The sequence below is a fragment of the Streptomyces fragilis genome (assembly GCF_003112515.1).
Lineage (GTDB): Bacteria > Actinomycetota > Actinomycetes > Streptomycetales > Streptomycetaceae > Streptomyces > Streptomyces fragilis.
The window spans coordinates 405,437-420,972 of sequence record NZ_BEVZ01000006.1 but is presented as its reverse complement, the minus strand read 5'-3'; the positions used below and the strand labels follow the sequence as shown (position 1 = coordinate 420,972).

The following is a 15,536-nucleotide window of genomic DNA, read 5'->3' as shown; positions in this document are numbered from 1 at the left end:
CCACGGGTCGGGCCGGGCCACCTCAGCGCCCGCCCGTGCGGCCGTCGTCGGCGCGCCAGGCGCCCGGGTGGTGCGGGCCGAACAACGCGTCGTCGCCGAGCGGCCCGGAGTGCGGCGCGGGCCGCGGCACGGACCCGGGCACGTCCTCCGCCCGGGCGGAGCCCCGCCACCGAACGGCCGGCTCGCCGACGGCCCGCTCCGTGACGGCCCGCTCCGTGACCGCCCGCTCGGTGACGGCCCGCTCCGTGACGCCTCGCCGCAGGCCGGTGGCCGGCACGGTGCGGAACTCCGGCCGGACCTGGCCCGGTTGGCCCACCCGGCCCAGCGGCATGGTGTCCGCCGCGTGCGCCGTCGACGGGTCGGTCCGACGGTGTTCCGGACGGTCGTGGCCGGCCGGGTCCTCGTCGGCCAGGTGCAGCAGCGTGGCCGGCAGGCGGACCAGCGCCTGCACGCCGCCGTAGAGATTGGTCTGGAAGCGCACCGCCAGCCCCAGCCGCTGGGCCACCCTGGCCACCACCGCCAGACCGGTGCGGCCGTCGTCCCCGCCCGGCTCGTGGACCAGGGAGACGACCTGGTTCATCTCCTCGAGCTGGTCTCCGGTCAGACCCGGACCCCGGTCGTCGATCTCCACGACCAGTCCCTCCCGGGCCAGCGCCGCGCGCACCGTCACCTTGGTCCCGGCGGGCGAGAAGCGGGCGCCGTTCTCGGCGAGTTCCGCGACCAGATGGATGACCTCGGCGGCCGCCGGGCCCACCAGCGCGTACCCCGCGGGGGGCGGCGCGACCTCGATCCGCGTGTAGTCCTCGGTCTCCGCCGCTGCCTGCCGCAGCACCGTGGCCAGCGGCACCGGGCGGCGGACGGCCCGGGGCAGCCGGCCGTCGAGGACGGCTGCGCTCTCCACGGCCCGCTGGGTACGGGTGACCAGGTGGTCGATCCGGAACAGCACGTCCAGCAGTTCGGGATCCTCGGTGCGGTCGTGGGCGTCGTCGAGCAATTCCAGCGCCATCAGGACCAGCGCCTGGATCTTGCGGACGATGGCGAGGGACGCGTCGGTGTGCCGACGCGAGCCCGCGGTCAGCACGGCGGTGTGCGCCGCGGTCAGCGCACGGCGGACCGCGTCCTCCAGGCCGTCGGCGGGACCGGCCGGCTGTCCGCCCGGGACCGCCCGGGACGCCGCCGACCCGCGGCCCGCCGCGGGGACGGGCCCCGCCGGAGAGGCGGGCAGCTCCAGCGGCTCGGGGGTCTCGCCGCGCCGGACCCGCCGGGCGGCCGAGGCGATCTGCCGCAGGCCCTCCTCCAGCAGCGCCGGCACCACGGCCGCGGCGGCCTCCGCGGTCTCCTCGCGGGAGGCGGACCGGGCGGCCGTCCGGGCGGCGTCGCGGCGGGCCGCCACGGTGGCCGTCGTGGTGACCGCGACGCAGCCGATGGCCGCGCAGATGCCCGCTCCGACCGCGGCCGAGGTCGGCAGCGGGGACAGGGCGGCGGCGTAGGCGGCGCCCGCCAGCAGGGTGGCCGACGCGGCAGGCAGCGCCCCGAGCAGGGTCGCCGAGCGCAGTGACGTCCGGCCGCCCTCCGGCGGATCCGACGCGGGCGTGGCGGATGCCGACCGGTGCCGCTGCGGGCGCGTTGTCATGCGGGACCCTCCTCACCACTGCCCGGTCGGCCCGCGGACGTCGAAGCAACGCGCGTAGGTGGCGCAGGCAGGAGCGGTGGAACGAGTGGACCAGACCACGCCGGATTATGCCCGGGGACGGTCCACGCCGACCTGACATCCGCGGAGGGGCGGCGGCCGGACATCCGGCCATGGCCGACTTCCACCCCCGTCGCCCGGGGCGCCCTCGGACGCGCCGTGCGAGGTTTCCGCACGTCGTGGGGGTGGCGTCGGCGACTGCGCGGAGGCGACCGGAAGGGCAGGGTTCGCGTGCCGCTTCGCCCACATTGGCCGAATCGTTCCCGCACACGCGGACTCCGCCTCCCGCGCCCCGCACGCTCCTTTTCGCGCCCCTGGACGCCGCCCGCGCGCCCACCCCGACGAGGCGGACGCTGCCACCCCTGCCGCCCCCCGCCGGCACCCGGTTCGAGGTACCCAGGCACCTGGCCCCGATGGCACCCGGCACCGAGTGCGCCCGGCACCGAGCGCGCCCGTCGCCCGCACCCGTCACCCGCACCCGGCGCCCCAGCGGCCGCCAGCCCGGCACCCGCACCCGGCGCCCCAGCGGCCGCCGGCCCGGCACCCGGACCCGGCGGCACCGCGGCCGCCGGCCGGCCCCCGCTCCGCGCGGCCGGTCAGTCCGGCAGCCGCCGCAGGGCGAACCAGAGCTCCATGCGCACATCCGGGTCGTCCAGGTCGGCGTCCAGCAGCGCCGCGCACCGGGCGATCCGCTGCCGGACGGTGTTGCGGTGCACCGAGAGCGCCACGGCGGTGCGGTCCCAGCTGCCGTGCAGGGAGAGCCAGGCGCGCAGGGTGCGCGGTAGCGCGGGGGTGCCGGCGATCGGCGCCAGCAGGGCGCGGGCGTGCTCCTCGGCCTCGCCCGGCGGCAGGAGGTCGGCCAGCCGCCCGCCGGAGCCGTGACGGACGAGCGGGGAACGGGTGGCGAGGGCGCGGCCCAGGGCACGGGCGGCCCGGTCGTCGACGGCCGGCCAGTCATCCGGTCCGGTCACCTCCGCGACCCCCAGCGTCCATCCGGCCCGCCGCTCCACGGGCCGCCCGCCGGGTGCCAGCACCCGCACCACCCGGTCCGCCAGGTCGACCAGCGGGGAACCCAGCGCCTCGCCCAGCGCCGCGGCGGCCTCCGCGTCCGGGACTCCGGCGTCCGGGCGGGCGTGCACCAGCGTCCAGCGCTCCCCGCCGAGCAGCGGAGCCACCTCCGCGGGACCGCGGCCCAGCAGCAGCCGCACCAGCGCGGCCGCCCAGGAGGCGTCCGGTCCGCTGCCGCGTTCCCCGGTGAGGAGGGTCAGCAGCACGGAGGCCGCCGAGGCGATGGTGTGGTCGCCGGGCTCACGGCGGTCCGTCGCGAGCCCGAGCACGTATCCGGGCGCGGTCCCCAGCCCGTACGCCGCCAGGTGGGCGCCGCCGGCCGTGTCGGTGGCCGACGAGGGCCCCGGCGCGGAGCTGCCGGGTGCGCCGGGCCGCACCACCCGGGCCAGCTCGGCCAGCGCCGCACGCACCCGCGCCCCCGGGTCCCGCCCGGCCGTGAGGTCCGCCGTTCCGCGTGACGGCCCGGCCGGCCGCGGCTCCTGTCCCGTCGCTCCGGCACGCGCCCCGAAACCGGCGGGCGGTCCACCTGCCGACGCGCCCGGTGACACGCCCACCGTCGCACCTGCCGACACGCCCGTCGACATGCCCGCCGACGCATTCGCCGACGTGCCCCCCGACGCATTCGCCGACGTGCCCCCCGACGCATTCGCCGACGTGCCCCCCGACGCACTCGCCGACGCGCCCGCCGACGCGTCCTCGGACGACTCCGCCGACCCGGCCACCGCCCCCTCCGGACCGAACAGCACCGCCCAGCCCCCCAGCGCCGCGGCCAGCTGCCGCAGCACGGACGGCACCGGGTCGGGCCGCGACGCCGCCGCGGCCAGGCTCCGCTGCGCCTCGGCGACCCGCCGGAGCTCCGCCAGCCGGGCCCGGGCGACCAGCTCGCCGACCGCGCGGGCCACCGCGGAGAACGTGGTGCGCCGCGGCACCTCCAGCAGCGGCAGGTCGTGCGCCTCGCAGGCGGCGACCAGCTCCCCGGGCACCGTGTCGTGCACGGGGGCGACGCCGAAGCCCAGGGCCGCGCCGCCCGCCTCCAGGATCCGCCGCACGTAGGCGCCGAAGTAGGCGGCGCCGGCCGAGGGCGGCACCTGGACCCCCGCCGTCAGCAGCAGTTCGCCGCCCAGCAGGTACGGCAGGGGATCGGCCATCTCGGAGACCTGCGCCCAGTGGACGTCCGCCTCCTCGGGCCCGGCGAGACGGACCAGACCCAGGTCGCCGCGCGCCAGCAGGGCCGACAGCGGCACCGGGGGAGTGGGCGGTGGTGCGGGAGGGGACGCGGGGGCGGACGGCATGATGGACGATTCCTCTGTTCTTCTCCGGCCCGATGGAGGAAACGTACACTTCGCAGCCGTCCGGGGGCCATCTAGGGTCGGTCCGTGGTGCGCTCCGCCGGTGACTTCGGCGCCGCGTACCCTCGGTACCGGTGAGAGGAAGGCATCACCTCCATGACCTCCATGAGCAACAGCGGGACGCCCCGCGGCCCCGTCGACTCCTCGCGGATCCCGCGGTACGCGGGGCCGGCGACGTTCGCCCGGCTGCCGCGGCTGGACGAGGTCGGCGCGGCCGACGTGGCGGTGATCGGCGTCCCCTTCGACTCGGGCGTCTCCTACCGGCCCGGCGCCCGCTTCGGCGGCAACGCCATCCGTGAGGCGTCCCGGCTGCTGCGCCCCTACAACCCGGCCCAGGACGCCTCGCCGTTCGCGCTGGCGCAGGTGGCCGACGGCGGGGACATCGCGGTCAACCCGTTCAACATCGACGAGGCCGTCGAGACGATCGAGGCCGCGGCGGACGACCTGCTCGGCACCGGCGCCCGCCTGATGACGCTCGGCGGCGACCACACCATCGCGCTGCCGCTGCTGCGCTCCGTGGCGAAGAAGCACGGCCCGGTCGCGCTCCTGCACTTCGACGCCCACCTGGACACCTGGGACACCTACTTCGGCGCCGAGTACACCCACGGCACCCCGTTCCGGCGGGCGGTCGAGGAAGGCATCCTCGACACCTCGGCCCTCTCCCACGTCGGCACCCGCGGCCCGCTGTACGGCAAGCAGGACCTCAAGGACGACGAGAAGATGGGCTTCGGCATCGTCACCTCGGCGGACGTCTACCGCCGGGGCGCGGACGAGGTCGCCGACCAGCTGCGGCAGCGGATCGGGGACCGGCCGCTGTACATCTCCATCGACATCGACTGCCTCGACCCGGCGCACGCGCCCGGAACCGGCACGCCCGAGGCCGGCGGGATGACCTCGCGGGAGCTGCTGGAGATCCTGCGCGGCCTGGCCGGCTGCAACCTGGTGTCGGCGGACGTCGTGGAGGTCGCCCCGGCGTACGACCACGCGGAGATCACCTCCGTCGCCGCCTCGCACACCGCCTACGAGCTCACCACCATCATGTCCCGGCAGATCGCGAAGGCGCGCACGCAGTGACCCACGACCACGACCTGGTGCTCCGCCCGACGGCCGCGCAGACGGAGGCGGCCCTGAACCCGCCCCCCGGCCGCCACGGCGGGGACCTGGTCGTGGAGACGCTCGCCGGGCTGGGCGCCACCACCGTCTTCGCCCTGCCCGGCCAGCACGTCCTGCCGGTCCTCGACGCGCTGCGCAGGTCGGACCTGCGCACCGTCGGCCTGCAGGTCGAGAACAACGCCGCCTTCGCGGCGGACGCGTACGGCCGGATCACCGGAGAGGCCGCCCCGCTGCTGCTGTCCACCGGGCCCGGGGCGCTGACCGCGCTGGCCGCGCTGCAGGAGGCCGCCGCCGCCTCCTCGCCGGTGCTGGCCCTGTGCGGCCAGGTCCCGTCCGGCGGCCCCGGCGGACGGCGCCGAGGTCACCTCCACGAGCTGGAGGACCAGGCGGCCGCCTTCCGCGGGATCGTCAAGTCCGTCCACACCGCCCGCACCCAGTCGCAGATCCCCACCGCGATCGCCGAGGCCTGGCGCTCGGCGCTGACCGTCCCCTTCGGGCCCGTCTACGTGGAGATCCCGTACGACGTGCTGCGGGAGCCGGCCCGCGTCCCGCAGGTCACCGCGGTGGACGCCACCCCGGAGGAACTGCCGCCACGGCCCGAACTGACCGCCGTCGCCGCGGACCTGCTGGCCCGCGCCGAGCGCCCGGTGATCGTCGCGGGAGGCGGCGTCGTCCGCTCGGACGCCTCCGGCAAGCTGCGGCAGCTGGCCGAGAAGCTCGCCGTCCCGGTCGTCACCACCTTCGGCGGCAAGGGCGCCTTCCCCTGGACGCATCCGCTCTCGCTGCGGTCCTGGATGGAGGACCGGCACACCACCGACTTCCTCGAGGACGCCGACGTCCTGCTGGTCGTCGGCTCGGGACTGGGCGAACTCTCCTCCAACTACCACACGTTGGCACCGCGCGGCACGATCGTGCAGATCGACGCCGACGCCGGGAAGCTCGAGGCCAACCACCCCGCCCTCGGCATCCACGCGGACGCACGGCTCGCGCTGCAGGCCCTGCTGGAGACGCTGGAACCGGTGCCCGCGCGGGAGAACGACCGGGCCGCCCGCAGGGTCCGGGAGCTCCTCGACCGGGTCGGCGCCCGGATCGCGGCCCAGGACCTCGACCTGGAGCAGGACGTCCTGGAGTCGGTGCGCGCGGCCCTGCCCGCCGGGTCGCCCTCCTTCTGGGACATGACGATCCTGTCGTACTGGGCCTGGTCCGCCTTCGACCCCCGCAGGCCCAACACCATGCACTCCGCGCAGGGGGCCGGCGGCCTCGGCTACGCCTTCCCCTCCGCCCTGGGCGCGGCCGTCGCCGAGCCCGGCCTGCCGGTCCTCGCCGTCTCCGGCGACGGGGGCGCGCTGTACTCGGTCGCCGAGCTCGCCACGGCGCGCCGCCACCGGCTCGACGTCACCTGGCTGATCGTCGACGACGGCGGGTACGGCATCCTCCGCGAGTACATGACCGACGCGTACGGCGAGCCGCACGGGACGGAGCTCGCGGGGCCGGACTTCGTCGCCCTGGCGGAGTCCTTCGGGGTGCCCGCCGTCCGGACGAGCCCGCGGGAACTGCGGGCCCACCTGTCCGAGGCGCTCGCCACCCCGGGCCCCTCGGTGGTGGTGCTCCCGGCGACCCTGCGCATGTTCGCGCCGACCCACCTGGAGAACTGACCGCCGAGAGGGCTCCGGGGGACCGGGGCCGATTCGTACGCGCATGTCCCCCCTGTCCACCGAGGGTTATCCCTCGAAGCGGCCGTCCGGGCCCCCTGCACTCGTGACATGGCCGAGTCAACGCTGCCATCCTCACCCCTGACCGTTACCCCTGCCGGTCACCGGCGGTCCACCGCCCGCCCGGCCAGCCCCCGGTCGCCACAGCGGCCGCGAACGGACAGGACACCGAGTGAGACACACAACCCTCCGCCGACGGGCCGCCTCCGCCGGCCTGCTGGCCGCGGCGGCGCTGGTCGCCGTCGGCTTGCCCGCCCTCCCGGCCGCCGCCCAGCCGGACGCCGCCCCCAAGGCCGCCCAGCTGCGCACCGGCGGGCTCGCCGCCGACATCACGGCCTCCGAGCGCACCTCGCTGATCAGGTCCGCACAGACCAAGGCGGACGACCACGCCAAGAAGCTGAAGCTCGGCGGCAAGGAGAAGCTCCTCGTCAAGGACGTCGTCCAGGACAACGACGGGACGCTGCACACCCGTTACGAGCGGACCTTCGCGGGTCTGCCGGTCCTCGGCGGCGACCTCGTCGTCCACGACGCCCCGGAGTCCGGCAAGGGCGACGGGCTGAACGCCACCTTCAACAACAAGCGCGCCATCACGGTGGGCACCACCGCGAAGGTGGCGGAGACCACCGCCGAGACCAAGGCGGTCAAGGCCGCCAAGGCGCACGACGGCAACGCCACGCCGACGGCCGACAACACCCGCAAGGTCGTCTGGGCCGGCTCGGGCACCCCGCGCCTGGCGTGGGAGACCCTCGTCGAGGGCTTCCAGCACGACGGCACCCCCAGCCGCCTGCGCGTCGTCACCGACGCCCTGACCGGCGAGAAGCTGCACGAGTCCGAGGACATCAAGACCGGCACCGGCAAGAGCCTCTACAGCGGCACGGTCACCCTGGGCACCACGCTCTCCGGGTCCACGTACCAGCTGACGGACGGCTCCCGCGGCGGTCACCGGACCACCAACCTGGCCCGCGCCACCTCCGGCGCCGGCACCCTGTTCACCGACGCGGACGACACCTGGGGCACCGGAGTCGCCTCCAGCTCGTCGACCGACCAGACCGCCGCCGTCGACGCCGCCTACGGCGCCGCGGTGACCTGGGACTTCTTCAAGAACACGTTCAACCGCAGCGGCATCGAGAACAACGGCCAGGGCGCCTACTCCCGCGTCCACTACGGCAGCGGCTACGTCAACGCCTTCTGGGACGACAGCTGCTTCTGCATGACCTACGGCGACGGCTCGGGCAACACCCACCCGCTGACCTCGCTCGACGTGGCCGCCCACGAGATGAGCCACGGCGTCACCTCGGCGACCGCCAACCTGACCTACAGCGGTGAGTCCGGCGGCCTCAACGAGGCCACCTCCGACATCTTCGCGGCCGGCGCCGAGTTCGCCGCGGGCAACTCCACCGACGTCGGCGACTACCTGGTCGGCGAGAAGATCGACATCAACGGCAACGGCACCCCGCTGCGCTACATGGACAAGCCGAGCAAGGACGGCGGCTCCAAGGACTCCTGGTACTCGGGCATCGGCAGCATCGACGTCCACTACTCCTCGGGTCCCGCGAACCACATGTTCTACCTGCTCTCCGAGGGCAGCGGCACCAAGACGATCAACGGCGTCACCTACAACAGCCCCACCAGCGACGGCGTCGCCGTCCAGGGCATCGGCCGCGCCGCCGCCCTGCAGATCTGGTACAAGGCGCTGACGACCTACATGACGTCCAGCACCAACTACGCGGGCGCGCGCACCGCCGCGCTCAACGCCGCCACCGCCCTGTACGGCGCGAACTCCGCGCAGTACGCCGGTGTGGCCAACGCCTTCGCGGGCATCAACGTCGGCGCCCGCGTGCCCGTGCCGGGCAACGGCGTCACCGTCACCAACCCGGGCAGCCGCACGGCCACCGTCGGCACCGCCGTCAGCCTGCAGATCAGCGCGAGCAGCACCAACGCCGGCGCACTGACCTACAGCGCCACCGGGCTGCCGGCCGGCCTGGCCATCAACGCCTCCACCGGCCTCATCTCCGGCACGCCGACCACGGCGGGCACCTACAGCACCACCGTCACCGTCACGGACAGCGCCGCGCAGACCGGCACGGCCTCCTTCACCTGGACCGTCAACCCGGTCGGCGGCGGCACCTGCACCGCCAAGCAGCTGCTCGGCAACCCCGGCTTCGAGTCCGGCAACACCACCTGGACCGCCAGCAGCGGCGTCATCACCACCGACTCCGGCCAGGCAGCGCACGGCGGCTCGTACAAGGCCTGGCTGGACGGCTACGGCTCCTCGCACACCGACACGCTCTCCCAGTCGGTGACCATCCCGGCCGGCTGCAAGGCCACCCTCAGCTTCTGGCTGCACATCGACACCGCGGAGACCACCGCCACCACGGCGTACGACAAGCTCACCGTCACCGCCGGTTCGACCACCCTGGCCACCTACAGCAACCTGAACGCGGCCACCGGGTACGTCCAGAAGTCCTTCGACCTGTCCTCGCTGGCCGGTCAGACCGTCACCCTGAAGTTCAACGGGGTGGAGGACACCAACCTGCAGACCAGCTTCGTCATCGACGACACCGCCCTGTCGGTGAGCTAGTCACCGCCCACCCCCGGCTCCCGGGCCGGGGGTGACGCGCGCGCGGGCCGTCCCTCCACGGGGCGGCCCGCGCTCCGGCGTCCGCCCCGTGCCCTCTCACGCCCGGCCGGTGCGGACCGGCGGCCCCACGGCCTCACCGGAGTCACCGGCCCCCTCACCGCGGCCGCCCCGGTCGCGGCGCCAGTCGGCCACCGCCAGCGCGAGCGCCGCCGTCATGCCGAGGAGCGCGGCGCCGAGCGCGATGGCGACCGCGTCGCGGAAGTTGTCGTCCCGGCCCGCCAGCACCAGGTAGAAGAGACCCGGCAGCGCCGCCGTGCCCACCGCCGCGCCCAGCCGCTGCCCGGTCTGCAACGCGCCGCCCGCCGCCCCGGCCATCCGCACCGGGACGTCGCGCAGGGTCATCGTGATGTTCGGCGAGATGACGGAACCGCTGCCCATGCCGGCCACGAACAGGGCCGGGGCGGCCAGCCAGGTCGCCGACGACTCCGGCGCGAAGCGCAGCAGCAGCGCCGTGGCGCTCATGCCGACGATCACCGCGCTCAGCCCGCACACCGTCAGCAGCCTGCCCAGCCGGTCCACCAGCCGCCCGGACACCACCGCCGCGCCCGCCGACCCGACCGCGAAGGGAGTGACCGCCAGGCCCGACCGGAGCGGGGAGTAGTCCAGACCGTGCTGGAAGAAGAGCGCGAACACCAGCCACACCCCGCTGAAGCCGACGAAGTACAGCGTGCCGACCCCCGCGCCGACCGCGTACCCGCGGGTCTGGGTGAACAGCCGCAGATCCAGCAGCGGTTGATCACCGCGGGCGAGGACCCGGCGCTGCCAGAGAGTGAACACCGCGAGCAGCGCCGCCCCGACCAGGAACAGCCACCACAGCCGGCCCAGCCCGCCGGCCTCGGCCTGCACCAGCGGCAGCATCACCGCCAGCACGCCCGCGCCGAGCAGCAGCACGCCCGGGACGTCGACGTGGCCCTTGCCGGTCGGGCGGGTGCGCGGGAGCAGCCGCCGGCCGAGCAGCACGGCGACGACGCCGATCGGGACGTTGACGTAGAAGATCCACCGCCAGCCCCCGCCGCCGGAGGCCAGCGCCAGGATCAGACCGCCGGTGATCGGACCGACCGCGCTGGAGATGCCCACCGTGGCGCCGAAGAAGCCGAAGGCGCGGCCCCGTTCGGGACCGCGGAACATCTGCTGGATGAGCGCCGAGTTCTGCGGGGCCATGCAGCCCGCCGCCAGCCCCTGGGCCAGCCGGGCGACCACCAGCCAGGTGCTGCTCGGGGCGGCCCCGGCGAGGGCGCTGCACAGCACGAAGGCGCTCAGCGCCAGCAGGAAGATCCGCCGCCGGTTGAGCGCGTCGCCCAGCCGGCCGGCGGTCACCAGAGCGAGGGCGAAGGTGAGCGCGTAACCCGACACCACCCACTGCACCTCGGCCGGGGTCGCGCCCAGGTCGCGCTGGATGGTCGGCAGGGCCACGGCGACGATCGTCACGTCCAGCAGGCTCATGAACCCGGCCACCAGGGTGACCCACAGGGCGTGCCACCGGTTCGGGTCCCGGCCCTCCCCGCCCTCCCTCCCGGCCGGGGACCGTCCGCCGGACGCCGACGTCGACGATGTCACGAAGAGCTCCTCTCACCAGGACGGCGGCCGCGACGGCGGGTTCCGTACGACTGCCCGCACGGGACAATCTGCCCGCAACGGGGCGGGGCACCGGTGTGCCGCACCGGTTCCTTCCCGCGATTGCCCACCGGTTCCCGCGTTTCCCCACGGGTTGCCGTTCCCGGGGGCCGCCGGCCGGGCGGCGCGGGGCCCTCACCCGGGGCGTCCGCCGGAGCCCACCGCGGAGACCGCGGCGTCGATCCGGTCGGCCAGCTCCAGGTCGGCGGTGGTGACGGCGTCCACCGAACGGGTGCGGACGGTGAAGGTGATGCCCTCGTCCGAGACCGAGTGGCCGACCCGGCGGTGCAGTTCCCGGGCGTCGTGCTCCACCTGGTGCAGCAGCGGCGGGACCCGGTCGCGGGGCAGGCCGACGGTGCGGGTGAGGCGGTGGCCGTCGCCGCTCCACGACGGGCGGCGGCGCAGTGCGTCGCGCAGTTCGCGGTCGGTGAGCGGGGCGTCCTCGCCGGGCAGCCGCTCGGGATGGGCGTCCGGCGCGGTGAACGCCTCCGCGAAGCCGGGCGGCAGGTTCTCCACGAGGTGGCGCGCCAGGCCCGGGTCGTCGCGGGCGATCAGCGACAGCACCGCGCGCGCCACGCGACGGCCCTGCTCCGGCGCCGCCGGCAGGTGGGCCGCGACCTCGCCGTAGAAGTCGGTCACCGTGCCGTGGGAGCGGGGGACGGTCGCGTAGGCGGCGTCCCGGGCCGGGCCGGGCACCGCCTGCCGCAGCCGCTGCCGCGCCGGCACGTCGAGATGGAGAGCGAGGACCGCGAGCGTCACCTTGACCGCGCGGGCCACCCGCTCGGAGGGCAGACGGGTGCGTGCGGCGGCGTCCTCGACCAGGCGTCGGTGAGTGATCATGTCGTCTCCCGCAGCGGATACCGGGGGCGGGGGTCGCCGGGCCGAGTACCCAGCGGTTTCCCGGACGATGCGCCAGGGGCCCGGGAGCGGCGGCGGAGCCGCGAGGACCACGTGCCGTGCGGTGTAGGCGCCCGGCGGGCGGGTACCTCGGGCTGGGTCGACACCGGGGTCGAACCGCACCAACCGCCGTCGATACCGGTCGAATCCCCGCAGAGAGCACACGGCCCGACAAGGAGAGTCACCGACGTGAACCAGCCCCAGCACCCGGGCGAGAAGCACCCCACCCCCGAGTTCTCCTCCCAGGACCAGCCGCACCCCGGCCACACCGCGCCCATGGACCCGCCGCCCGACCACGGCGAGGAGTCCTACAAGGGCAGCGGCAAGCTGGAGGGCCGCAAGGCGGTGATCACCGGCGGCGACTCCGGCATCGGCAGGGCCGTCGCGCTGGCCTTCGCCCGCGAGGGGGCCGACGTGCTCTTCACGTACCTGGAGGACGAGAAGGAGGACGCCCGGGAGACCGTGCGCCTGGTGGAGGACGCCGGGCGCCGCGCGGTCGCCGTCTCCTGCGACATCCGCGAGGAGGCCAACTGCCGGGCGCTGATCGACCGGGCGGTCGAGGAGTTCGGCCGGATCGACGTCCTGGTCAACAACGCCGCCTACCAGATGTCGCAGCCGGACGGCATCGAGGCGATCACCACCGAGCAGTTCGACCGGGTGATGCGCACCAACCTCTACGGCATGTTCTGGCTGTCGAAGTTCGCCCTGCCGCACATCCAGGAGGGCGGCTCGATCGTCAACACCACCTCCGTGCAGGGCTACCAGCCCAGCCCGCACCTGCTCGACTACGCGATGACCAAGGCGGCCATCGTCAACTTCACGCAGGGGATGGCGCAGATGCTGGCCGAGCGCGGCGTGCGCGTCAACGCCGTCGCCCCCGGCCCGGTGTGGACCCCGCTGATCCCGGCGACCATGCCGGACACCAGCGAGTTCGGCAAGCAGTCGCCGCTCGGACGTCCGGCCCAGCCGGCCGAGATGGCGCCCGCCTACGTGTTCCTCGCCTCCGAGGACGCCTCGTTCATCACCGGCGAGATCGTCAACGCCACCGGCGGCACCCCGCTGCCGTAGCCGCGGCCGTGCCCGCCCGCCCGCCCCGCAGGCGTGCCGACGGGACGGGCGGGCACAGGTACCGAAGCGGACACCGTTCGGCGGAAACCGGACAACGCACCACACGGCACGGACAAGGGCGGACACGGAACATGGCAGACACCCCGGAAGGCGGCGGCCTCGCACAGCGCCTGCAGGCGGCGCTCCACCGCACCCACGGCGCGTACGCCGGGGGCGGGGACCGCCCGCTGAGCGGCTACCTGGCGGCGATGACGGCCTTCGGCACGTACACCGCGGCCTGGACCACCGCGGTCCGGCTCCGCGGCCGCCCGGTCCCCGAGCGCCCCGACCCCTGGGACGTGGCGCTCACCGCGGTGGCCACCTTCCGGCTCAGCCGGCTGCTCAGCAAGGCCGCGGTGACCAGCCCGCTGCGCGCGCCGTTCACCCGGTACGTCGGCCCGGAAGGCCCCGCGGAACTGCACGAGGAGGCCCGCCCGGAGAGCGGCCGGGAGACCGTGGGCGAGCTGATGACCTGCCCGTTCTGCACCAGCGTCTGGGTGGCCTCCACCCTGACCGCCGGACTGCTGCTGGCCCCGCGCGCCACCCGCACCGCCATGGGCGCCCTGACCGCGCTGGCCGGCGCCGACGCCCTCCAGCTCGGCTACGCGGCCCTGGTCCGCAAGGCGACCGGCGAGGACTGAGACGGGAGCCCGCCGGCCCGGGCTGTGGGCCTGGACCGTCCGCGCGGGGTGGGCGCCCGCGGTGGCCGGGCTCAGTCCTCCCGCCGCCCGGCGACGGGGCCTGTGAGCGGCTCCGCGTCCTCCCCGGGCGGTGCCGCCGCCCCGTCGGGCGCGGCCCCCTCGCCCGCCCCCGTCGCGCGGAACAGGCGCAGTTCCGGATCGGCCACGTCGTCGGAGCGGAGCAGCTTCACGTCGGAGTGGTAACTCATCGACGTCAGCCACGGCATCCGGTCCCCCTGGCGGGGAAGCTGGTCCACCGCCCTGAGGATGTAACCGGCCGCGAAGTCCAGGAAGGGCCGGGTGGGCATGTCCGGGTCGCCCGGCTCGGGACAGGCCGCGTCGTAGCCGTGGGCGTCCAGGTGGGACAGCAGGCGGCAGAAGTGCTCGCACAGCAGGCCGATCTTCAGCGTCCAGGACGAGTTGGTGTACCCGATGGCCATCACCAGGTTCGGCACGCCGGACAGCATCATGCCCTTGTAGGCGACGGTCCTGGAGAGCTGGACGGGCTCGCCGTCGACGGTCAGGGCGATGCCGCCCAGCGCCTGCACGGTGAGACCGGTGGCGGTGACCACGATGTCCGCCTCCAGCTCCCGGCCCGACTCCAGCAGGACGCCCCGCCCGGTGAACCGGACGATCCGGTCGGTCACCACCTCCGCGGCGCCGCGGCCGATCGCCTTGAAGAGGTCGCCGTCCGGCACCGCGCACAACCGCTGGTCCCACGGGTCGTACGGCGGGTTGAAGTGCTCGTCGACCGGATAACCCTTCGGCAGCTGCCGGGTGTTGACCCACCGGATCAGCTTCCGCGCGGTCTTCGGGAACCTCTGGGCGAACGACCAGACGGCGCGCTGCTGGGCGATGTTCTTGCGCCGGGCGAGGGCGTGACCGCGTTCCTCGCCGAACCACTTGCGCAGGGCGGCGGCGACCGCGTCCTCACGGGGCACCGGCATGACGTAGGTGGGCGTCCGCTGGAGCATGGTGACGTGCGAGGCCGTCTCCGCGAGCGCCGGGACCAGGGTGACGGCGGTCGCGCCGCTGCCGATCACCACCACCCTCCGGCCGGCGTGGTCCAGGTCCTCGGGCCACTGCTGGGGGTGGACCACCGTGCCCCGGAAGTTCTCCCGTCCCTCGAAGCGCGGGGTGTGTCCCCGGTCGTAGCGGTAGTAGCCGCCGGCGCAGAACACCCAGCGGGCGCTCAGCCGCAGCCGCTCGCCGGTGTCGGTGCGCTCCACGTCGGCCAGCCAGCGCGCCTCCCCGCTCGACCAGGACAGGGCGGTCACCCGGTGGTGGTAGCGGATGTGGGCGTCGAGACCGTTCTCCGCCACCACCTCCCGCAGGTAGGCCAGGATGCGCGGCGCGTCGGCGATGGCCTGCCGGTCCCGCCACGGCTTGAAGTCGTAGCCGAAGGTGTGGAGGTCGGAGTCCGAGCGGACGCCCGGGTAGCGGAAGAGGTCCCAGGTGCCGCCCGAGGCGCCGCGGGCCTCCAGGACGGCGAAGGACTTCGCCGGGTGCTCGGTCCTCAGGTAGCGTCCCGCGCCGATGCCGGAGATGCCGGCTCCGACGACGAGGACGTCCAGCTGCTCGGGGGGCGTCTCGGCCCGGCTCACGGCGTCACTCCCTCCAGGGTGCTCCCGCTTCGGTCACGGTGCTCCGACTATGCGCCACGAG

The 15,536-nt window shown here is 75.1% G+C and carries 10 protein-coding genes; 5 read left to right on the top strand and 5 right to left on the bottom strand.

Annotated features, from left to right (window positions below; translation table 11 throughout):
* Positions 1-22: 22 nt before the first annotated feature.
* Positions 23-1,633, bottom strand: coding sequence for a sensor histidine kinase (locus Sfr03f_RS22690; protein WP_108955824.1), 1,611 nt, complete (start codon positions 1,631-1,633; stop codon positions 23-25).
* Positions 1,634-2,286: 653 nt separating this feature from the next.
* Positions 2,287-4,050, bottom strand: coding sequence for a PucR family transcriptional regulator ligand-binding domain-containing protein (locus Sfr03f_RS22685; protein WP_108955823.1), 1,764 nt, complete (start codon positions 4,048-4,050; stop codon positions 2,287-2,289).
* A gap of 162 nt (positions 4,051-4,212) precedes the next feature.
* On the opposite strand from Sfr03f_RS22685, the gene speB reads away from it, so the two are divergent.
* The 3 genes from speB (at position 4,213) to Sfr03f_RS22670 (ending at position 9,513) form a co-directional block, all read left to right on the top strand.
* Entirely contained in the window at positions 4,213-5,181 is a 969-nt protein-coding gene (gene speB, locus Sfr03f_RS22680; RefSeq protein WP_108956011.1) for an agmatinase, read from the top strand.
* Entirely contained in the window at positions 5,178-6,875 is a 1,698-nt protein-coding gene (locus Sfr03f_RS22675; RefSeq protein WP_108955822.1) for a thiamine pyrophosphate-binding protein, read from the top strand. Before speB ends, Sfr03f_RS22675 begins: the two co-directional genes overlap by 4 nt.
* Positions 6,876-7,104: 229 nt before the next feature.
* Positions 7,105-9,513 (top strand): M4 family metallopeptidase, encoded by a 2,409-nt coding sequence (locus Sfr03f_RS22670; protein WP_245967706.1) that lies wholly within the window; start codon positions 7,105-7,107, stop codon positions 9,511-9,513.
* Positions 9,514-9,609: 96 nt separating this feature from the next.
* Here Sfr03f_RS22670 and Sfr03f_RS22665 read toward each other — a convergent pair whose 3' ends face one another.
* Together Sfr03f_RS22665 and Sfr03f_RS22660 are read right to left on the bottom strand one after the other, a co-directional pair.
* Positions 9,610-11,130 carry an MFS transporter gene (locus Sfr03f_RS22665; RefSeq protein ID WP_245967705.1) on the bottom strand — a complete coding sequence of 507 codons (1,521 nt, stop codon included), beginning with the start codon at positions 11,128-11,130 and terminating at the stop codon, positions 9,610-9,612.
* 192 nt (positions 11,131-11,322) lie between these two features.
* Positions 11,323-12,027, bottom strand: coding sequence for a DUF2267 domain-containing protein (locus Sfr03f_RS22660; RefSeq protein WP_108955821.1), 705 nt, complete (start codon positions 12,025-12,027; stop codon positions 11,323-11,325).
* Positions 12,028-12,273: 246 nt separating this feature from the next.
* Between Sfr03f_RS22660 and Sfr03f_RS22655 the strand changes: the two genes are divergently transcribed.
* Together Sfr03f_RS22655 and Sfr03f_RS22650 are read left to right on the top strand one after the other, a co-directional pair.
* Positions 12,274-13,152: an SDR family oxidoreductase gene (locus Sfr03f_RS22655; RefSeq protein ID WP_108955820.1), complete on the top strand. Its 879-nt coding sequence runs from the start codon at positions 12,274-12,276 to the stop codon at positions 13,150-13,152.
* Positions 13,153-13,283: 131 nt separating this feature from the next.
* On the top strand, positions 13,284-13,832 hold the full coding sequence (locus Sfr03f_RS22650) for a DUF1360 domain-containing protein (protein WP_108955819.1): 549 nt from the start codon (positions 13,284-13,286) through the stop codon (positions 13,830-13,832).
* A 71-nt stretch (positions 13,833-13,903) separates the two neighbouring features.
* On the opposite strand, the gene Sfr03f_RS22645 is transcribed toward Sfr03f_RS22650, so the two are convergent.
* Complete coding sequence (locus Sfr03f_RS22645) at positions 13,904-15,475, bottom strand: flavin-containing monooxygenase (RefSeq protein ID WP_108955818.1); 1,572 nt, start codon at positions 15,473-15,475, stop codon at positions 13,904-13,906.
* Positions 15,476-15,536 lie beyond the last annotated feature (61 nt).